Genomic DNA, 19,042 nt, shown 5'->3' with positions numbered 1-19,042 from the left:
CTTAATTGTTAATCTGTCCCAGCAATTCTTGCACCGCTTTTTTGGCATTACCATTCAAAGTCTTTGTCTGCCGTCCTTTTTTGTCAGGCGCAAAAACTCTTTTGACAACCGTCGGAGAACCAGCTTGGCCAATGCGACTCTTGTCTAAATCAATGTCATGTTCGTCCCATACATCAACATTTTTTTCAAAACTGGACTGAATATTAACTGGCGTCTCATATCGTGGTGTATTTAGTTCGGCACGGACAGTTACAACTGCCGGTAATGTCACCTGGACTTGTTGGGTTGAACCATCTAATAATCGTTGACCAATCAAAGTATGCTGGTCAATCATCCGCAACTGTTCAACAAAGGTAATTTGAGGAACATCAAGATATTGTGCCACGATTGGCCCAACTTGACCGGTATCCGCGTCCACAGACTGGCGACCAAACAAAACTAAATCAACATCACCAATTTTTTTCAGTGCCTGACTGATTGTATAGCCGGTTGCGAGAGTATCTGCGCCACCAAACGCACGGGAACTCAACAAGACGGCTCGATCAGCTCCCATTGCAAGGCCATCACGCAAGGAACTCATATAACTATCAGGACCCATACTTAGAATGATTACTTCACCACCAAGTTGGTCTCTAATCGTCAAGGCAGCTTCAATTGCATTTTTATCAAATGGGTTAATTACACCTTCAACGTTATCTCGAATCATATTATTGGTCTTGGGATCAATTTTTACCGAATCACTTTTTGGTACTTGCTTGATACATACAACAATTTTCATCCGACTCACTCCTAACGATTAATCTGCTTCAGTGTGATTTCACCGTTCATTCGCTCAACAGTACCTTCGGCAATTTCCATTGCGCGTGCATCGCGAATCAAGTGCTCAATAGGATATTCACGACTGTATCCATATCCCGCTAGCACTTGTAGTGCCATATCGCCGGAACGAACAGCCGCACGACTACCATACGATTTAGTCATCGCTGCCACTTGAGCATATGACTGATGTGCAAGCTTCAATTGGGCACCATGCTGGTAGAGTAATTCAGTGTTTTGACGGGCAATGGCAATCTCTGCGATCTTTTCTTGAATTGATTGCAATTCATATAGTGGGGTATCTAATGCTTTACGTTGCTTACTGTAATCAACCGCAATCTGCAACTCGTGTTCCATAATACCTGTCAAAACTGCACCCATTAAAATTCGTGCATCATCATGAGCATTGTTGCCAATTTCCAGGCCTTGACCAACTTTGCCCAGCAGGTGGTAACTAGGAACCTTAATATGATCCATCACAATTTCACCAACCGGTGTACCACGCAAACCAATAAAGTCTTCGCGTTTACCAAAAGAAAATCCGGGCATATCTTGGTCAACCAAAAAGACGCCCATTTGATCATCATCGGTTTTTGCTAAAACGCAATATACTTGGGCTAGTCCGCCATTAGTGATCATGATTTTATCACCCGTAATAATCCAGTCATCTCCCTGACGAGTGGCACGGGTAGAAATTCCTTTAGGATTAGAACCGCCAGATGACTCTGTCTGAGAAAAGGCGAAAATTCGATGAGTAGCACTTGGCAAATAAGCATCTTTTAATCGTTGATCACCGTACTTTAAAATTTGTTCCAACGTCTTAAAGTGACCTTCCAGTGTGACTGCCATACTGGCATTCCCAATTGCCATGATATGAAGTGCTTTAGCTGCAGTCTCGTAATCAAAAGCAGCACCACCGTAATCCTTAGGAAGTGTGATTGCTAGCAAGCCGTTATTGACAACCTTATCAAATAATCCATCTGGATAATCTCCTTGTGCATCGATCTGCATATCCAGTGGGGCTAACTCATTGTCAGTAAATTCACGAATCATCCTATGCAACATTCCAGCAGCCATTATATTTTGTTGTTCCATCTTTTATCACCCCTCATAGTTATATAATTCACAATCTCTCACAGACATTGTATATTCCAATTTTATATAAGTCAATATCTACACTATATTTTGCCCAAATATGTATGTTACTAAAGTTAAGGTTTTAGATTATTGTTAATATATCAGCAATTAGAAGGCTTAATTCTAAAATATTTAAAAAATTTTAGATTACTTCTATAAAAATATTTGTTGAAATTTTTAGATTGTGTACTAGTGAGGTATCATAATTAAAATATAAAATCATGTGGATGATCTCAGTCTATTAGAACAGGTGTTTTTCATTTCACAGCAACAAAAGCATCGTTAATCTTTATATACAAAAATATATAAATTATTTATTCTAACACTATGTAATGTTGCTGGATTGGTTTATAATCTAGTTTTAATTAGATTAAGGAGGGTAGATTTTGTATTTTCACCACATAGAACAACAAAATAAATACATAGTAAGGAAATGAGTTTATGGATAAACTAGAAGATATTTTAGCCAACAATGCTGGCTACGAATTTGGTTTTCACGATGATGTGGATCCAATATTTTCGACAAATGAAGGATTAACAGAGGACGTTGTCCGCCAAATCTCGCGGGATAAAAGTGAACCAGAATGGATGTTAAATTACAGATTACAAGCATTTCATGTTTACGAAAAAATGCCGTTTCCTTCATTTGGACCTGATTTAAGTGGGTTAGATTTAAAAAATATGAAATATTATCAAAAATATACTAATGAAACCCATGATAGCTGGAATGAAGTGCCAACAGATGTGAGAGATACTTTTGACAAGATTGGCATACCGGAAGCATAACGGGAATTCTTAATGGGGTCGGCCGTACAGTATGAATCACAAGTCGTTTATCACCACATGAAAGAAAGCTTTGACAAACAAGGTGTAATATTTTCAGACATCGATTCAGCATTACAAGAACATCCAGCATTATTTAAGAAATGGTTTGGTCAACTTATTAAACCTATTAATAACAAGTTTGCAGCACTGAATGCGGCAGTTTGGTCAGGTGGCACATTTATCTATGTTCCAAAAGGTGTCACGTTATCAATGCCACTGCAATCGTACTACCGCATGAACACCGAAGGATCAGGCCAGTTTGAAAGAACGTTGATCATCGTTGATGAAGGTGCCCACGTTGAATACGTTGAGGGATGTAGTGCTTCAATCTACAATCAAGATAATTTACACGCTGCAGTTGTGGAAGTTAACGTGTTGCCAAACGCATATTGCCGGTATACGACAATTCAAAATTGGTCAAACAACGTTTACAGTTTGGAGACTAAACGGGCCCAAGCACTCGATAATGCTGTGATGGAATGGGTGGATGGTAATTTAGGTTCAAAAGTGACCATGAAATATCCATCTGTTTACTTAAACGGTGAGGGCGCTCGTGGCACCATGCTGTCAATTGCCGTCGCCGGCCGAAATATTGATTCGGACACTGGTGGACAGATGATTCACAATGCTAAAAACACCTCATCGTCAGTAATCTCAAAATCGATTTCTAAAGATGGCGGTGCAGTAGACTACCGTGGCAAAGTTCGGTTTAACAAGCATTCAGAAGGATCATTTGCTCATGTGGAATGTGACACCATTATCATGGATGATCAGTCTACCAGTGATACAATTCCATTTAACGAGATCTCGTGCGCTGATGTGGCCATGGAACACGAGGCTAAAGTTTCAAAAATTTCAGAAGAACAGTTATATTATTTGATGAGCCGTGGTATTTCTGAGGCAAAAGCGACTGAAATGATCGTGATGAGCTTCATTGAACCCTTCACAAAAGAATTGCCCATGGAGTACGCAGTTGAATTAAATAGATTAATTGGCTTCGAAATGGAAGGTAGCATCGGTTAAGCGAAACTATAACCAAAAAAGCATCCAGAAAGGATGCTTTTTTTGAACGATAACAACTTTGTATAATCTCATCCGAAAGCGGCCCGTAGCCTCTTCAAAAATAGGGCAGTAATTGGTGATAATTGTTGATTTTTCGACCAAATTATATTAATTGGTTCGTTAAGTTCAGGTTGAAGTGGTCGAAATGTTAAATCTTTAGCCATATTGCCGCTAAGCAGTCCGTCAAATGCAATTGCATAGCATTTTCTTGCACGAACTAATAACGTTGAATTGTAGAGCAAGTCGTAAGTACCGATCACATTGATAGAATCTTTGACGTTTCTCCACCAGTCCGCAAAAAAGTCACGCTGCATGGCTTGCTCCGAAACAAAAATTGGTAAATTAATCAGATCGGTGGGCACAACACTGCTTTTTTGTGCCAACTGGCTATCTTTTCGCATAATTACACCCCAACGATTTTGTTGTGGTAATTTTAACGAATCAAAAGAACGGAGATCTCGCCGGCCCATCGTAACACCTAGGTCAAGCAATCCATTTTCGAGTTGGTTTTCCGTTGTCATAGCGTTACCCGTATGTAGATGAATCGTGACATTAGGATAATCATACTGAAAGTGTGCCAGTAGCTTCATTAAAGCATCCAAATTTTCACTTTCTCCTGATCCAATATCCAAACTGCCAGATATATCAACTTGTTGAGCTTGTAAATTAGTAGTCGTTTTATCAACCAACGAAAGAATCGTGTTCGCCTTTGACAGTAAATATCTACCGGTTGCGGTTAAAACCATTTCACGTGATCGTCGTTCAAATAGGGGACCACCAACTTCCACCTCTAAATCAGCAATCTGACGTGACAATGTCGGCTGTGACACGTGCAATATCCGGGCAGCTTCAGACATATTATGTGTTTGCGCAACTGATACAAAGTAGCGTAAAACCCTAATTTCCATCACTAATTCCTCCAATCGATAGTTAAAACGTATAGTTAACCATTATCAATAGGTATTTAACATAATCATCTTATATCTTTAAAATAAGCTTATCAATGTGTTGTCGATACACTTCAGAGAGGAGTTGATTTACATTAACAAAACAGTCAGATTAACCGCAACCGATCTTGCAGACCGTCGAGCCACAATTAATCGTAATCAAAGGCTAGTAAGAGATATGAATGCAAATGCAGATTCAGCCAAAATGATTGCGCAGTTTATCTCAGAAATTACAGGACGACCAGCTCCAAAAGATCTACAGATGAAGTTACCTTTTTCCACTGATTATGGTGCTGGAATTGAATTTGGAAACAATGTTTTGTTAAACGCTAATGTTCAAATGACAGATCTAGGCGGTATCAAATTGGAAGATAATGTTCTAATTGGACCCGGTGCGTCACTGATTACGGTCAATCATGACCCTGATCCAGACAATCGGCGGGAATTGTTGGTTAGCTCAATTCATGTTTTACAAAACGCATGGATTGGAGCACGAGCAATTGTTCTCCCCGGCGTTACAATTGGAAGAAATTCAATTGTTGGTGCCGGAGCGGTGGTGACTAAAGACGTCCCCGATAATACGGTTGTGGCCGGAGTACCAGCTAAAGAGATCAGAAAAATTGTAAGGAGAGATTAATATGAGTGAATGGACTTCAGAACAATTAAGTAAATTTAAACAAGCAGACGATTTTCACGTTTCACCATACTACGATGACGGCAAGACGTTTGGTACCCCGACATGGATTTGGTCGGTTGTAGTAGACGATGGACTTTATATTCGTGCCTGGAACGGTCAAAAATCCAAATGGTACAACTCAGCAATCACCCAAAAAGCCGGTAAAATCAGTTTGGCCGGCCATGAATATCAAGTTAACTTTGCACCAATTATCAACGACGCCGAGTTAACTGACAAAATTAATGCTGCGTATGAAAGTAAGTATGATGGCAGTTCTTACCTACCACCGATGGTTGCAGAAGGACCAATCAGTGCAACCGTCATCGTCACACCAAAATAAAAATCAATAAACATCTTGACTTAAAGCTTACTCAAAGGTATACAATTTCTTTGTAATTATCTGAACTTTAGACCATTAATTTGCAATTCAATACTCAGTCATTCAAAAGGAGTGCTAAATTTGAAATCAACAATTTTTGTTAAACCAGGTAAAGTTGAAGTTAAGGATATTGACATGCCAACTATCCAAAAGGATGACGACGTCATTATCAAGATCGTTAGAACCTGTGTCTGTGGATCCGATTTGTGGGCATATCGTGGTTTAGACGATGTTCCCGAAAATTCTGAAAACTCCGGTCATGAAGCAATCGGTATCGTTACCGAAGTTGGATCAGCCATTACAACGGTTCAGACTGGCGATTTCGTTATTGCACCATTTACACACGGGTGTGGCCATTGTGCTGCTTGTCTTGCCGGTTTTGATGGTGACTGTCAAAACCATACTGATAACTTCAGTAATGGTGTTCAAGCTGAATATATTCGGTTCCAACACGGGGAATGGGCATTGGTTAAAATCCCCGGTAATCCAGACGATTACAGTGAAGAAATGCTTAAATCATTGCTAACTTTAGCTGACGTGATGGCCACTGGTTATCACGCCGCTCGCGTAGCAAACGTCCAGAAGGGTGATTCGGTGGCGGTTATCGGTGACGGTGCCGTTGGTCTATGCGGAGTTATTGCGGCTAAGATGCGCGGAGCAAAGCGAATCTTTGCTATGAGTCGCCATGAAGACAGGCAAAAACTAGCTCTTGAATTTGGTGCTACAGATATTATCGCAGAGCGTGGGGATGATGCTGTTGCCAAAGTCAAAGAATTAACAAACAATGCCGGCGTTGATGCAGTGTTGGAATGTGTCGGCAGTGAACAATCAAACGAAGAAGCAATGAAGCTTGGTCGTCCAGGTGCCATCATTGGCCGTGTGGGGCTTCCACATGAACCAAAGATGGATATGGCTCAGTCATTTTACACAAACACTATCATTGCCGGTGGTCCTGCGTCGGTCACAACTTACGATAAACAAGTTTTACTAAAGGCTGTGCTAGACGGTGATATTCATCCTGGCAAAGTCTTCACTAAATCGTATAGTCTCGATGATATTGATTCAGCTTACCAAGCTATGACCAATCGTGAAGTTATCAAGTCAATGATCATTCCTGCATAGATTGATCTATAAGATATAGGGGATCTTTGTCCCTTAAAATATAAGGCCCCCAAAACTAAAATTTTAGTTTTGGGGGCCTTATATGGCCGAAAATCAGCTAGGAATTCCAATCACGGTTAATGTTGTTGAACAACAAAATTAATTAAAAAGTGTAAAATAAGTAGGGTAACCTACTAAAACTGGGGTGATTTTCATGGACCAACATAATTTATTTCAGGGAATCAGGGATCAGTACAGTCGTTTTGGCAAAATATACGCACTTGGCAGCTTTACAAATACTAATCTTGACGAAATGGAAGAAGAAACAATACAACTAAAACCAATACCAAGTACGAATGAGATGTGGTCAACACTGTACAAAGACTTTAATTATGGTCAGATGTACTCAGAAAATAAATTTAAAGAAGACCAATTAATGTACCAAACATCTAATTGGCAGGCTAGAAGAGTTTTAAGTGACATCTACAGCAATCACCAATTCTCCGTTGCAGCAGAGGGTGCAGAGTTTCTAGATGGTATTGGCAATAAATTACCAGAACACACATTGAGATTAATTGAAGCGGTGGATGATCAGTATCACATCTACTTAATCATTGAAGCTGGTGTGGCAGTGATCGAGGCAAAAAGTAATATTTTAAGAGGTATTCCAGAAGATCCATTCAATGATGACGTCTTCACCTTTGATGATAGTGGCCGAGTAATTGTGAATGAATCTGGCTACACCAAGTTGGCTTTATCGTTAGCAAAGCAGTACTTTAGCGTCAATATCGATGATTCTGAAGTACTTGATATGACCGGTATGAAACAGGTTGGCGGCAGTTTCAAGGATATTGGTAAAAAAGCTGGCAGAGATAACCACGATCGTCTCTATATGGTTGTTCAAACTAGCCATGATTGGAATTAATAAGAGAGTAACAGCAGCATTTTTATTCAAATAATGTAAGAGACCCCAAACCAAAATCCTGAATTTTGGTTTGGGGTCTCTTGCTTATATGATCAGAAATCGGTGTTTGCAATGTTTAAACTAGATAAGTTGAGGCCTAGATTAGTAGTTTTGGTAATATTCGTAGATACCGCTGGATCTTGAACCAACCATGTGTTTAATACTTTTTGATCTTATTTACCCGCAATTAGTTCATCAACTTCGCCAGTTTCAACATCAATCCCGTTTTCCGGATGAATGTTTACAAAAAATCTATCAGTGTTTTTCGGTTTCACTCCGCTAATTTCATCAATTTTAACATTCGGATGGTTTCGACCACTACCAATTTCAATTGTTTTATCACTAAAAGAAATTGAGTCAAAGCCTCCAATTTCTAAGCGTCGCTGAAGGGTAAGCGATCGATTTAGGTTTGTTTTGATAATATGTTGCAGTTTAGCAACTGGCAGTTCTAAGTACACAGATGATGTGTGTAAAATATTATGAATCGAGCCATCAATGTACATAAAATCATGCGTAACAGCTGCAAATACCAACTTAGTATCCGCCATACTGAATGTGTAATGATCGCCATTATCAAAATTTAAAATAAATGTCTTATATTGTGACATACTAATAACCTTCTTTGTTAATTTAAACAACGAAGATATTTTATCATTCCACCAGTGTTGAAATTGTGAATTTACGGCGCAAATTTATATAAGGATTATCATAAAGATTAGTCTTTATCTTAAGAAAGTTATCGAATCTTAAATTATGACAATGTTCACAAAAAATACCGCCATCATAAAAAAACATTGATGTTACGTCTATGAAATGTTAACGTAATATTGTTGTAATAATTGGTAAGCACCATAGGGAGTACTTAAGATGAGAAAGTTGAACAGTCGCGGATACGTGGCATTGGGAATTATTGTTTTGATAATTATTTATTTTGGTGGTGTAATTCATTATCATAGTCATTTTCTGCCACACACAGAAATTTTAGGTACTAAGATTGCTGGAAAAAGTGTTGATCAGGCAGATAAAATTTTAATTCACCACTTAAAAACTAATCAAATGACGCTGGTGGAAAATGGCAAAATAGTTGCTAAAGATAGTCAACAAACAATTGGAATACGTAAAGACTTTAAACAACCGTTGAAAGAGCTCGCTAGAAAACAGCATGCTTGGGATTGGCCGATTAAAGTTCTAACCAACAATGCACAAACAATTCCCAATAGTCGTGCGTTATTGAATCAAAAAACACTGGAGCAATATAGTCGACAGACCGCTGATAAGCTAAATCAAAAACGTCAACCATCAAAGGACGCGTATTTAACATATAGAAACGGTAAATTGATTACCCACAAACAACATCAAGGTAATCAAATTAGTGCAACCAGACTGGCGAAGGCAATCAGTACTAGTGTGGATCATAACCAAAATACCGTTAAGCTAAACGCTACGTACATTAAACCGTTATTGACCACAAATATGGCCAAATTTAAGCAAGCAAAATCCAAAATGACTAAAATGGGTAATGTTAGTGGCGCTATTAAAATATACGACCATAAATCTCTCAAAGTTAATCGACAACGGGTACAGTCTTGGATTAAAGAAAACAATGGCGATGTTCAACTCGATACCAGTAAAATAGAGACATTCCTGGATCAGGTCAATCATCAATATGCAACGTACGGCAAGGATCATAAATTCAAATCCACTAAAGAAGGAACCGTTGACGTTAAAGGTGGCATTTATGGCTGGTCTGTAGATAAAAAGCAAGAATTAACAATGTTAAGTCAAAACATTAATGACGGTAAAAACTTTCATCGTTGGGTTGCTACAACTGGTAGAGGTTACCATCGAAATGGTACAGACATTGGTAGTACCTACGTGGAGGTTGATATTAAGAATCAACATGAGTACTTTTATAAAAAGGGTAAATTAGTGATGGATTCAGATGTTGTCACTGGCAATCCAACTAAACATAAATCAACTCCCACCGGCGTCGATTACATCTGGAGCAAACAAAGAAATGCAACTTTACACGGCGCCAACTATTCTCAACCAGTAAAGTACTGGATGCCAGCGAACGACACAGGTGTCGGATTACATGATTCTCCTTGGCAACCACGCTATGGCGGAGACTGGTACCTGTCCCACGGAAGTCACGGTTGTGTCAACAATCCACCAGCATTTGTAGCAAAGCTATACAAGGCTGTTTCCGTTGGTACACCAGTCGTTATTTTCAACAAATAACCATTTTTTTCCTAATAGATCATTTAAGATTTTGATAAGGTAGTGGTTAAGTCGGCTGGCGGTGCTATAATAAACAAGATATTTCAAACAGCGAACAAATATATGATTGGTGGCATCAACTTGAAGCAATCACTAGGATACATTGCAAATGGTTTTAAAAAAATAATCGAAGCATTTTCATTTCTATTAGTCGTCTGTCTAATCGGTGAACTAATTTTGTTCATGACAGTAGAAAATGTTAAATTTGTTGTTAACAGTTTTTTCAGGTTAAGACGACGCATTACGGCAACAAGCTATCTTAAATAAAAACACGGGTGGACGATCAGATTTATTTCTGACGGTTCACTCGTGTTTTTCTATCTGTGGATACGATTTTAACGACCATCCGGCAAGTCCAGATTGTCACCGCTAGTATATTTGACAATATCGTAATCGATATCTTCTTGACTCAGTAAGGGGATATCGCTCGTTGTGATGGTCATTGTGTTCGGGTCAACATGAACCACTGATGGCATATTGATCGGTTGGTTGGCAAGAGTTGGACTAAACCACTCGTATCCACGTTTTTTCAAGTCTTTAATCAAATTATTAAGGTCTGTATCGTTATCAACACGATAATGTTTACGATGCATTGGGCGAGTCATTATAATTCCTCCTTTGACCATTTTAGTTAATTATATACTTACCAGGTTAATTTAGTTCATCTAAAGTCTTACTAAATTGAGTCTTCTTATTGAAAATGATAAGATAATATTACACAATTGGAACCGGTTACAATTAGTAGATAACACATAAATCGAAGTGAGGTGGCTCTAATATGTTATATGGAAAACACGATCAAGAAGAAAATTCGTTACTCAGGCCAACTTTTGGATCAAATGGTGAAGATCACGATCTGCCAAAGTATCGTTTAAATAAAGAATCTCTTTCACCAAGAATTGCATACCAGCTCGTGAAAGATCAGTTGCTGGACGAGGGAAATTCCAGATTAAATCTGGCAACATTTTGTCAGACGTTCATGGAACCCGAAGCCGTCAAACTAATGAGCGAATCATTGGAAAAAAACGCTATTGATAAATCTGAATATCCAAGGACCGCTGAAATTGAAAATCGCTGTGTCAGCATTATCGCCAATCTATGGAATGCTGATAAAAAGGAAAAGTATATGGGTACTTCTACCGTCGGGTCGTCGGAAGCATGCATGTTAGGTGGCATGGCCATGAAGTTTTCCTGGCGTAAACGGGCTGAAAAGCTGGGCTTGGATATTAATGCTCACAAACCAAACCTAGTTATTTCCAGCGGCTATCAAGTCTGCTGGGAGAAATTCTGTACCTACTGGGATATTGAAATGCGCACCGTACCACTGGATCAAAATCACCAATCCTTAAACATGGATACCGTGATGGACTACGTCGATAAATACACGATTGGTATTGTCGGCATTCTGGGGATTACTTATACTGGTCGCTATGACGATATCCAGAAACTAGATCAACTCGTAGAAGACTATAACGCACACACAGAATATAAAGTATACATTCATGTGGATGCTGCTTCCGGAGGGTTCTATACCCCGTTTATGGAACCAAATCTCAAGTGGGATTTTCGATTAAAAAATGTTGTTTCAATTAACACCTCAGGCCACAAATATGGCTTAGTTTACCCTGGTATTGGCTGGATTCTGTGGCGAGACGCTAAGTTTGTACCTAAGAAATTGATTTTCAAGGTTAGTTATTTGGGCGGTGAAATGCCAACGATGGCCATTAACTTTTCACACAGTGCCGCTCAGTTAATTGGCCAGTATTATAATTTCATTCGGTTTGGCTCAGACGGGTACTATGACATTCAAAAACACACTCACGATGTCGCTGCCTACATTGCAAAAGAAATTAAAAAAATGGATATTTTTGACGTCATCAATGACGGGGCGCAACTACCGATTATCTGTTACAAGCTGACTAAAGATGATAACCGCGAGTGGACGCTTTATGATTTGGCGGATCGCCTACTGATGAAAGGCTGGCAGGTACCGGCTTATCCGCTGCCAAAGGATCTTGATAAAGTAGTGATTCAACGAATTGTAGTGCGGTCAGATTTGGGGATGAACATGGCTCACAACTATGTTCAAGACCTGAAGCAAGCTGTTAAAGATTTAAATAACGCTCACGTATTATTCCATGAAAAAGCAGAAATCAAGACTTATGGTTTTACTCACTAAGATAGAGATAATATAAATAATTAAGAGGTCCCTTGGTGGACTTCTTTTTTTGATGTCAAACTTTTAACACAAAACCATCACACTAATTTTGTTGAAGTCACTGATAAATTAAATTAAGATAATAGTGGACATTAGCAGGGACTACATCATTCCTGACTAATTTTTATAAAGCTATTTAAACATCATTATGTATTCGAAATTAAGGTTGGGATTTATTTGAGAAAACGTGGTTCAGATCAAAATGCAACGACAAGAGTTGGCAGACATCACACAAATACAGGCAGATCCAAAAAATCAACGCAATTATTTAAAAAACGAAACAAGTACGCTAGGGCATTTAAACCTGTACATCAATCCACCAATAATAAGAAGCCTGAAACTGGAAGGTATGACAAGCTAAAGCCATACTTTGCTTGGTTCAATAAACATCCTTTACCGTGGATCTTAGGGCTTTGTGCCATTATGGCAATCATTGTGTTCAGTTTAGCTCTGAGTGCAGGATCCTCAACATCAACCAGCTCATCTGCTAGTTCTAAAACCAAAGTTTCCTCTGTTTCTAAATCGAGTTCAAGCAGCAAACATAAGAAAAAGTCTAAATCGAGTTCTTCAAGCAAAGCTTCTGCACAAACTACCGTAACGGACAATACAGCCACCAGTACTGCAACGTCCACAAGCACAGTTAGTCCTTCGTACAGTACAACTACTGGAACCAATACCAGTGCCAAGAGCTATGGCACATCAACTAAATCTTCCTCATCTACTACCAATAGCAAAACTAATTCGACGAGTAGTTCAACGACAGCAGCTAAAGCTAGCAGTTCCAGTGCCGCAACTAGATCATCATCTGAACCTACTTCAACTAGTTCTTCGAGTACGGCGGCCACATCCAGCAGTAAATAATAGCATTCGATAATTTTACGTAATAAAACTGATATATGTGATTACGTGAACAACCCATCCCAGTTACCAACCAGTTTGACAAAGCTGGTCGTTAACTGGGGTTTTTTGTATATTTTTGCGTTATTGAGCTATTTAAAGCACATAAATCAAACATTTTTACCATTTAATGGTTTGTCAATTTATTGCAAAAGGAATACAATATAATTGCATTGTGAATCCGTTTTCAAACATTTTTCAGGAGGAGGAATTTGGGATGAGTCTTACAATTGGTGTCCTTAAAGAATCATCGCCACATGAGCACCGTGTGGCGCTTGACCCTGAAGTTACCAAGAGATTGGTAAAAAAGGGGTTACAGATACTCGTCGAAGCTAGTGCCGGAGAAGATGCTAACTTTTTTGACAACGACTATGAGAGTGCGGGTGCAAAAGTTGTCGATCGAAATGCTGTCATTGAGCAGTCTAATATTGTCGTCATGATTGATAACCCCGACGAACAAACCAGATCGCAATTTAAGAGCGGTCAGTTAATATTAGGGTTGTTAAATTCATTAACGGTTACGGACGAAATGACGGAGTTTGCTAAGAACAAAGTTAATGTTTTGTCGTTTGACTTATTACCACGAACCATCAGTAGAGCTCAAACAATGGATGTACTCAGTTCACAATCCAGTGTTGCCGGTTATAAAGCAGCCGTAATCGCTAGTGATTTGTATCCAAAATATTTTCCAATGATGATCACTGCGGCCGGAACGATCAAGCCAGCTAAAGTTCTAGTTTTGGGAACAGGTGTCGCAGGTCTTCAAGCAATTGGGACTGCTAAGCGTCTTGGCGCAATCGTTTCAGGATATGATATTCGTCCAGCATCACGAGGCGAAGTTGAATCTCTGGGTGCTACTTTCTTAACCAGTTCTGTGTCTAACGGTGCCGGTAGTGGTGGTTACGCACGTCAATTAACTGACGAAGAACAAGAAGCTCAACATAAAGAATTGGCTGAATTTATTGCTCAAAACGACATTGTCATTACTACCGCACAAGTGCCTGGTCACAAACCACCGTTGATGGTAACTGAAGACAGTGTGCAAAATTCAAAGCCAGGAACTGTGTTCGTTGATCTAGGAGCTAGTGATCTTGGTGGTAACGTTGCAGGAAGCAAACCTTTTGAAACTGTCGTTACCGATAACCATGTCACCATCGTTGGTGCGGGTGATCTTGCTAGCCGAGTAGCTAATTCGTCATCACAATTATTTGCAAAAAACGTTCAAGCAGTTATTAACTACGTTATTGAAGATGATCAAATTCAAATTGATCCAACTGATGATGTTTTAACTGGATTGGCTGCCGTATATGATGGTGAAATTATTAATGCAAGGTTGAGAAAGGCTCTAGACCTTCCTGAGCTACCGAAACCAGAAGAGCCAGCAGAAGATTCGGAAACAAAGGAGGAGAGCTAATATGAGTCAAGAATTATATACTAATATTGCTATTTTTGTTCTAAGTATTCTTGTTGGATTCGAAGTTATTAGTAAAATTCCTTCAACTCTTCATACACCAATGATGTCTGGTGCCAACGCTATTCATGGTGTTGTTGTTGTCGGAACAATTTTAATTGCACTTGAAGCTCACTCAGTGTTGTTTTATGTAATTGCCTTCATTGCTGTTTTCTTAGCATCGATTAACGTCTCTGGTGGTTATGTCGTTACTGACAGAATGCTTCAGATGTTCTCAAAGCCTAAGAAAACAGATGATCAAAAACAGGATGGAGGCGACAAGTAATGTCAGGATTAATTACGCTTGTGTCGCTCATGTATTTGGTTAGTGCTGCTTGTTATGTCATTGGATTACACATGATGCGGACACCTAAAACTGCACGTAATGGGAATCGTGTTTCAGCAGTGGGGATGATCATTGCCGTCATCATGACGTTCTTAATTGTTATTAACAAACATGAAGCAACAATGACTGGCAGCATTGTTTTAGCCGCTGGCCTGATTCTAGGACTAGCATATGGTACCATTCGTGCTCGAACCGTTGAAATGACAGATATGCCACAACTGGTCAGTCTTTTCAACGCAGTGGGTGGCGGTGCCGCTGCCGCAATTGGTACATTTGATTACCTTAGCTTGACTGCGGGTAGTCATATCAGTTTTGCCTTTTCCTTCCCAGTTGCTCTTGATCTGGTAATTGGTGGAGTTACGTTCTCTGGCTCACTAATTGCAACTGGAAAACTTGCAGGTAATATTTCTGGTAAACCAATTTCATTTCCTGGTGCAAAATTACTTAACGCCATCGTTGTTATTGTCATTGTTGCCGCCGTCGTATTAACAATTGGTTTTCCAGTTAATGCATGGTGGTTAGTATTAACCCTTGTAGCTAGTTTAATTTTTGGTATTTTGATGACCATTCCAATCGGTGGTGCTGATATGCCAGTGGTTGTCTCTCTCTTGAACGCCTTCACTGGTTTAGCCGTTGCAATGGCTGGTTTCGTTATTGATAACCAAGCCTTGATCATTGCCGGTGCTTTGGTTGGTGCCGCTGGTACTATTCTGACCCTCCAAATGGCTGCAGCAATGAACAGATCGGTTATGAACATTATCGCAGGTGGTTTTGGTACAGGTGATAGTAACAGTGCAGCTGCAGATGATGTGCCAGTTAATGTCAAAGAAACCTCACCTGATGATGTTGGGGTTCAGTTGGCTTATGCCCAAAACGTCATGATTGTACCTGGATATGGCTTAGCTGCCGCTCAAGCACAACATGAAGTAGCTGAATTAGCTAAATTACTGACAGATCATGATATTAATGTTAACTACGCTATTCACCCAGTCGCTGGTCGTATGCCTGGACATATGAATGTTTTACTTGCTGAAGTAAACGTTCCATATGATCAGATGAAGCAGCTGGAAGAAGCAAACTCGATGTTTGAAAATACTGATGTATCATTAGTTATTGGTGCTAATGACGTTACCAATCCTGCCGCTCGTCGTAAGGGGACTGCAATTACGGGGATGCCAATTTTGGACATTGATAAGTCTAAGTCTGTTGTCGTTATCAAACGTTCGATGAGCACTGGTTATGCTGGCATTCAAAACGAACTGTTCTCCGATGATCAGACTCACATGTTGTTTGCTGATGCGAAGAAAGGACTTCAAGATATCATTGCTTCAACTAAGGAATACCTGGATGAATAGTTGCCTTGAAAAAATCCTGAACTTTCTAAATTAATGAAGTGAATCGAAAAAATAAAACTGTTAAGGAATTTTACTTTACATTCACTTCGAACACTGGTATATTATTACCTGTTAATAAAAGTTTGGGAGGTGTCTAATTCAATGTCAGTTAAAATTCGCTTGAAGCGCATGGGTTCAAAGAAGCGTCCTTTCTACCGTATCGTAGTTGCTGATTCACGTTCACCACGTGATGGCCGTTTCATCGAAACAGTGGGTACTTACAATCCATTGATTGAACCAGCAGAAGTTAAGCTTGAAGAAGAAAACATTATGCAATGGCTTAACAACGGTGCTCAACCTTCAGATACTGTTCGTAACATTTTGTCAAATGCCGGTATCATGAAAAAGTTTCACGATGAAAAGTTTTCAAAGAAGTAGTGGTAAATAATCATGACTAGTACTGAAATAGATACGTTAATTAGATTAATTGTTCAACCGATTGTCATCCATCCTGAATCGATTGATATTCAAGTAGAAAAAACTCAAAATTTTGAGCAGTACACTTTGAATGTTCATTCGGATGATGTTGGTCGTGTTATCGGTCGTAATGGACACGTTGCAGCTGCAATTAGAACAATTGTTCATAGCACAATTAATGATAAATCTAGAAAAGTACGGTTACTGATTAACGATCATCGCAACCACGAAACGCCTGCACAATAACCGTGCAGGCGTTTTTTATATTCTAACTTACATGTGGGTTAGTAGAGGAGTCCAATTTGAAATACTATAATGTTGGTAAAATTGTGAATACACACGGTATTCGTGGCGAAGTCAAAGTCGTTTCAACAACTGATTTCCCAGATGAAAGATTCAAAGTCGGCAATACCCTGTACATTGAAGATGCTGATCCAATTAAAGTGACTGTCAAAAGTGCCAGAATGCAAAAAAATTTTTTCTTGGTGACTTTTAAAGAATTTAATGATATCAATCAAATCGAAAAGTTTAAAACGCATCAGCTGATGGTAAGCGAAGATGATCAGCAAGACCTTGAAGATGGAAAGTATTATCATCATCAAATTATCGGCCTAGGAGTCCAAACTCTGGATGGAAAAAAACTTGGTACAATTAAAGAAATTCTATCTCCTGGAGCAAATGACGTGTGGGTAGTAAAACGACCAAAGAAAAGTGATTTACTTTTGCCAGTCATTGATGATGTCATTAAGAAGGTTGATCTGGATAATCAAACTGTTTTTGTTGAGTTGATGGAGGGATTAGAATAATGAGGATTGATATTCTAAGTCTTTTCCCAGAAATGTTTAAAGGTCCACTTACTGAATCTATTCTTGGTAAGGCAACCGAGAAGGGGCTATTAGACGTTAACGTTACTGATTTTCGAGAATATACCACAGATAAACAACGTCACGTTGATGATGCTCCCTATGGTGGTGGAGCTGGCATGTTGTTGCAGGCACAACCAATTTTTGATGCCTTTGATGCCATTAACAAGGAAACAGATCCAGAGATGCCAAAAGGCAGGGTGATTCTGCTCGATCCGGCGGGCAAGCGATTCGACCAACGTCTGGCCAATGACTTAGCACAAGAAGAACATCTAACCTTTATTTGTGGTCACTATGAGGGATATGATGAACGGATCCGTAATTTGGTCACTGATGAGGTATCGCTAGGTGATTTTGTTTTAACTGGCGGAGAGTTAGCCGCAATGGTCATGATTGATGCCACTGTCCGTTTTATTCCAGGTGTGCTAGGTAATCACGATTCAGCCAGCGGGGATTCATTTTCAAATGGATTATTAGAGTATCCGCAATACACTAGACCAGCTGATTTTCGTGGAATGAAGGTCCCAGATGTACTGTTGAGTGGTAATCATCAGCTCATTAGGCAATGGCGTTCTAAAGAATCATTAAGAAGAACGTTGCACCGCCGGCCAGATCTATTAGATAAAATTAAGTTAACTGCGGAACAAAGACACTTGTTGTCCGATATAAAAATTGAAGAAGACGATACCGAGCCAGAATAGTTCTTTACAATGAGTATTGAACTATGTTAGTATATTTAATGGCTGTTAAAGCCGCAGAAACGGTATTCCGCTGTTAGTAATCTGACATGAATGTCGGCGAAAGGAAAGAAAAACATGCGTCAAAACAAGTTAATTGAAAAGATCACGGCTGATCAGCTTCGTACAGATATGCCTGATTTCCGTCCTGGAGATACTGTTCGTGTCTATGCACGAATCGTTGAAGGTACCCGCGAACGTATCCAATTGTTCGAAGGTGTTGTTATTAAGCGCCACGGTGCTGGCATTAGCGAGACATATACTGTTCGTAAGATCAGTAACGGTGTCGGTGTGGAACGTACATTCCCACTTCACACACCACGTGTTGACCATCTTGAAGTTACACGTCATGGTCGCGTACGTCGTGCTAAGTTGTACTACCTGCGTGAATTACATGGTAAGGCCGCTCGTATTCCAGAACGTCGTGTTAAGTAATATTTTTAAAAGAGCATTGATCAAAATGATCAATGCTCTTTTTGTGTAGACTGGGTTTTTTTATAGATTTTGGTTCTACAATATTTGGTACTGATAGA

General features: G+C 39.4%; 21 protein-coding genes and 1 pseudogene. 17 read left to right on the top strand and 5 right to left on the bottom strand.

What is annotated here, in order from left to right:
- Position 1 precedes the first annotated feature (1 nt).
- A complete protein-coding gene (locus FD16_RS01825) occupies positions 2 to 778 on the bottom strand; it encodes an electron transfer flavoprotein subunit beta/FixA family protein (RefSeq protein ID WP_010622122.1) in 777 nt (258 codons plus the stop codon).
- Between the two features lie 11 nt (positions 779 to 789).
- Complete coding sequence (locus FD16_RS01820) at positions 790 to 1,911, bottom strand: acyl-CoA dehydrogenase family protein (protein ID WP_010622123.1); 1,122 nt, start codon at positions 1,909 to 1,911, stop codon at positions 790 to 792.
- A gap of 483 nt (positions 1,912 to 2,394) precedes the next feature.
- Here FD16_RS01820 and sufB point away from each other — a divergent pair.
- A pseudogene (gene sufB / locus FD16_RS01815) lies at positions 2,395 to 3,801 on the top strand (Fe-S cluster assembly protein SufB).
- A 68-nt stretch (positions 3,802 to 3,869) separates the two neighbouring features.
- Here sufB and FD16_RS01810 read toward each other — a convergent pair.
- Complete coding sequence (locus FD16_RS01810) at positions 3,870 to 4,748, bottom strand: LysR family transcriptional regulator (RefSeq protein ID WP_010622124.1); 879 nt, start codon at positions 4,746 to 4,748, stop codon at positions 3,870 to 3,872.
- Positions 4,749 to 4,872: 124 nt separating this feature from the next.
- Between FD16_RS01810 and FD16_RS01805 the strand changes: the two genes are divergently transcribed.
- From FD16_RS01805 to FD16_RS01790, 4 genes are all read left to right on the top strand, one after another.
- A complete protein-coding gene (locus tag FD16_RS01805) occupies positions 4,873 to 5,424 on the top strand; it encodes a DapH/DapD/GlmU-related protein (RefSeq protein ID WP_010622125.1) in 552 nt (183 codons plus the stop codon).
- 1 nt (position 5,425) lies between these two features.
- The gene (locus FD16_RS01800) at positions 5,426 to 5,803 is read left to right on the top strand and encodes a DUF2255 family protein (RefSeq protein ID WP_010622126.1); all 378 of its coding nucleotides are present in this window, start codon (positions 5,426 to 5,428) and stop codon (positions 5,801 to 5,803) included.
- 120 nt (positions 5,804 to 5,923) lie between these two features.
- Entirely contained in the window at positions 5,924 to 6,964 is a 1,041-nt protein-coding gene (locus tag FD16_RS01795; RefSeq protein WP_010622127.1) for a zinc-binding dehydrogenase, read from the top strand.
- Between the two features lie 193 nt (positions 6,965 to 7,157).
- Entirely contained in the window at positions 7,158 to 7,868 is a 711-nt protein-coding gene (locus FD16_RS01790) for a hypothetical protein (RefSeq protein ID WP_010622128.1), read from the top strand.
- A gap of 212 nt (positions 7,869 to 8,080) precedes the next feature.
- On the opposite strand, the gene FD16_RS01785 is transcribed toward FD16_RS01790, so the two are convergent.
- Positions 8,081 to 8,515, bottom strand: a complete 435-nt coding sequence (locus FD16_RS01785; protein ID WP_010622129.1) for a hypothetical protein — start codon at positions 8,513 to 8,515, stop codon at positions 8,081 to 8,083.
- 259 nt (positions 8,516 to 8,774) lie between these two features.
- Here FD16_RS01785 and FD16_RS01780 point away from each other — a divergent pair, with 259 nt between their 5' ends.
- Both FD16_RS01780 and FD16_RS01775 read left to right on the top strand, forming a co-directional pair.
- A complete protein-coding gene (locus FD16_RS01780) occupies positions 8,775 to 10,148 on the top strand; it encodes a L,D-transpeptidase family protein (protein WP_010622130.1) in 1,374 nt (457 codons plus the stop codon).
- Positions 10,149 to 10,268: 120 nt separating this feature from the next.
- Positions 10,269 to 10,454 (top strand): hypothetical protein, encoded by a 186-nt coding sequence (locus FD16_RS01775; protein WP_029508366.1) that lies wholly within the window; start codon positions 10,269 to 10,271, stop codon positions 10,452 to 10,454.
- Positions 10,455 to 10,522: 68 nt separating this feature from the next.
- Here the strand turns inward: FD16_RS01775 and FD16_RS01770 are convergent, their stop codons facing one another.
- The gene (locus FD16_RS01770; RefSeq protein WP_010622132.1) at positions 10,523 to 10,792 is read right to left on the bottom strand and encodes a hypothetical protein; all 270 of its coding nucleotides are present in this window, start codon (positions 10,790 to 10,792) and stop codon (positions 10,523 to 10,525) included.
- Positions 10,793 to 10,965: 173 nt separating this feature from the next.
- On the opposite strand from FD16_RS01770, the gene gad reads away from it, so the two are divergent.
- The 10 genes from gad to rplS all read left to right on the top strand — a co-directional run bounded on the left by gad (position 10,966) and on the right by rplS (position 18,944).
- The gene (gad, locus tag FD16_RS01765; RefSeq protein ID WP_010622133.1) at positions 10,966 to 12,366 is read left to right on the top strand and encodes a glutamate decarboxylase; all 1,401 of its coding nucleotides are present in this window, start codon (positions 10,966 to 10,968) and stop codon (positions 12,364 to 12,366) included.
- Positions 12,367 to 12,582: 216 nt separating this feature from the next.
- Positions 12,583 to 13,266, top strand: a complete 684-nt coding sequence (locus FD16_RS12705) for a hypothetical protein (RefSeq protein WP_155804351.1) — start codon at positions 12,583 to 12,585, stop codon at positions 13,264 to 13,266.
- 253 nt (positions 13,267 to 13,519) lie between these two features.
- The gene (locus FD16_RS01755; protein ID WP_010622135.1) at positions 13,520 to 14,716 is read left to right on the top strand and encodes an NAD(P) transhydrogenase subunit alpha; all 1,197 of its coding nucleotides are present in this window, start codon (positions 13,520 to 13,522) and stop codon (positions 14,714 to 14,716) included.
- A 1-nt stretch (position 14,717) separates the two neighbouring features.
- Positions 14,718 to 15,038 carry an NAD(P) transhydrogenase subunit alpha part 2 gene (locus FD16_RS01750; protein ID WP_010622136.1) on the top strand — a complete coding sequence of 107 codons (321 nt, stop codon included), beginning with the start codon at positions 14,718 to 14,720 and terminating at the stop codon, positions 15,036 to 15,038.
- On the top strand, positions 15,038 to 16,453 hold the full coding sequence (locus FD16_RS01745) for an NAD(P)(+) transhydrogenase (Re/Si-specific) subunit beta (RefSeq protein WP_010622137.1): 1,416 nt from the start codon (positions 15,038 to 15,040) through the stop codon (positions 16,451 to 16,453). The genes FD16_RS01750 and FD16_RS01745 overlap by 1 nt, the downstream gene beginning before the upstream one ends.
- Before the next feature lie 141 nt (positions 16,454 to 16,594).
- Entirely contained in the window at positions 16,595 to 16,870 is a 276-nt protein-coding gene (gene rpsP, locus FD16_RS01740) for a 30S ribosomal protein S16 (protein ID WP_010622138.1), read from the top strand.
- 12 nt (positions 16,871 to 16,882) lie between these two features.
- Positions 16,883 to 17,155, top strand: coding sequence for a KH domain-containing protein (locus FD16_RS01735; protein WP_010622139.1), 273 nt, complete (start codon positions 16,883 to 16,885; stop codon positions 17,153 to 17,155).
- A 56-nt stretch (positions 17,156 to 17,211) separates the two neighbouring features.
- Entirely contained in the window at positions 17,212 to 17,715 is a 504-nt protein-coding gene (gene rimM, locus FD16_RS01730) for a ribosome maturation factor RimM (protein WP_010622140.1), read from the top strand.
- A complete protein-coding gene (trmD, locus tag FD16_RS01725) occupies positions 17,715 to 18,473 on the top strand; it encodes a tRNA (guanosine(37)-N1)-methyltransferase TrmD (RefSeq protein WP_010622141.1) in 759 nt (252 codons plus the stop codon). Before rimM ends, trmD begins: the two co-directional genes overlap by 1 nt.
- Before the next feature lie 114 nt (positions 18,474 to 18,587).
- Positions 18,588 to 18,944, top strand: a complete 357-nt coding sequence (rplS, locus tag FD16_RS01720; protein WP_010622142.1) for a 50S ribosomal protein L19 — start codon at positions 18,588 to 18,590, stop codon at positions 18,942 to 18,944.
- Positions 18,945 to 19,042 lie beyond the last annotated feature (98 nt).

Source organism: Paucilactobacillus suebicus DSM 5007 = KCTC 3549 (genome assembly GCF_001434475.1).
Lineage (GTDB): Bacteria > Bacillota > Bacilli > Lactobacillales > Lactobacillaceae > Paucilactobacillus > Paucilactobacillus suebicus.
The sequence above is the reverse complement of the archived record's forward strand: the minus strand, read 5'-3'. Positions and strand labels throughout refer to the sequence as shown.

Excerpts from the sequence above, each read along its gene's own strand:
- FD16_RS01825 (WP_010622122.1), bottom strand. The coding sequence starts at position 778 with ATGAAAATTGTTGTATGTATCAAGCAAGTACCAAAAAGTGATTCGGTA.
- FD16_RS01780 (WP_010622130.1), top strand. The coding sequence starts at position 8,775 with ATGAGAAAGTTGAACAGTCGCGGATACGTGGCATTGGGAATTATTGTT.
- FD16_RS01820 (WP_010622123.1), bottom strand. The coding sequence starts at position 1,911 with ATGGAACAACAAAATATAATGGCTGCTGGAATGTTGCATAGGATGATT.
- trmD (WP_010622141.1), top strand. The coding sequence starts at position 17,715 with ATGAGGATTGATATTCTAAGTCTTTTCCCAGAAATGTTTAAAGGTCCA.
- FD16_RS01790 (WP_010622128.1), top strand. The coding sequence starts at position 7,158 with ATGGACCAACATAATTTATTTCAGGGAATCAGGGATCAGTACAGTCGT.
- rpsP (WP_010622138.1), top strand. The coding sequence starts at position 16,595 with ATGTCAGTTAAAATTCGCTTGAAGCGCATGGGTTCAAAGAAGCGTCCT.
- FD16_RS01785 (WP_010622129.1), bottom strand. The coding sequence starts at position 8,515 with ATGTCACAATATAAGACATTTATTTTAAATTTTGATAATGGCGATCAT.
- FD16_RS01745 (WP_010622137.1), top strand. The coding sequence starts at position 15,038 with ATGTCAGGATTAATTACGCTTGTGTCGCTCATGTATTTGGTTAGTGCT.
- rplS (WP_010622142.1), top strand. The coding sequence starts at position 18,588 with ATGCGTCAAAACAAGTTAATTGAAAAGATCACGGCTGATCAGCTTCGT.
- FD16_RS01770 (WP_010622132.1), bottom strand. The coding sequence starts at position 10,792 with ATGACTCGCCCAATGCATCGTAAACATTATCGTGTTGATAACGATACA.
- gad (WP_010622133.1), top strand. The coding sequence starts at position 10,966 with ATGTTATATGGAAAACACGATCAAGAAGAAAATTCGTTACTCAGGCCA.
- FD16_RS01735 (WP_010622139.1), top strand. The coding sequence starts at position 16,883 with ATGACTAGTACTGAAATAGATACGTTAATTAGATTAATTGTTCAACCG.
- FD16_RS01755 (WP_010622135.1), top strand. The coding sequence starts at position 13,520 with ATGAGTCTTACAATTGGTGTCCTTAAAGAATCATCGCCACATGAGCAC.
- FD16_RS01800 (WP_010622126.1), top strand. The coding sequence starts at position 5,426 with ATGAGTGAATGGACTTCAGAACAATTAAGTAAATTTAAACAAGCAGAC.
- FD16_RS01750 (WP_010622136.1), top strand. The coding sequence starts at position 14,718 with ATGAGTCAAGAATTATATACTAATATTGCTATTTTTGTTCTAAGTATT.
- FD16_RS01810 (WP_010622124.1), bottom strand. The coding sequence starts at position 4,748 with ATGGAAATTAGGGTTTTACGCTACTTTGTATCAGTTGCGCAAACACAT.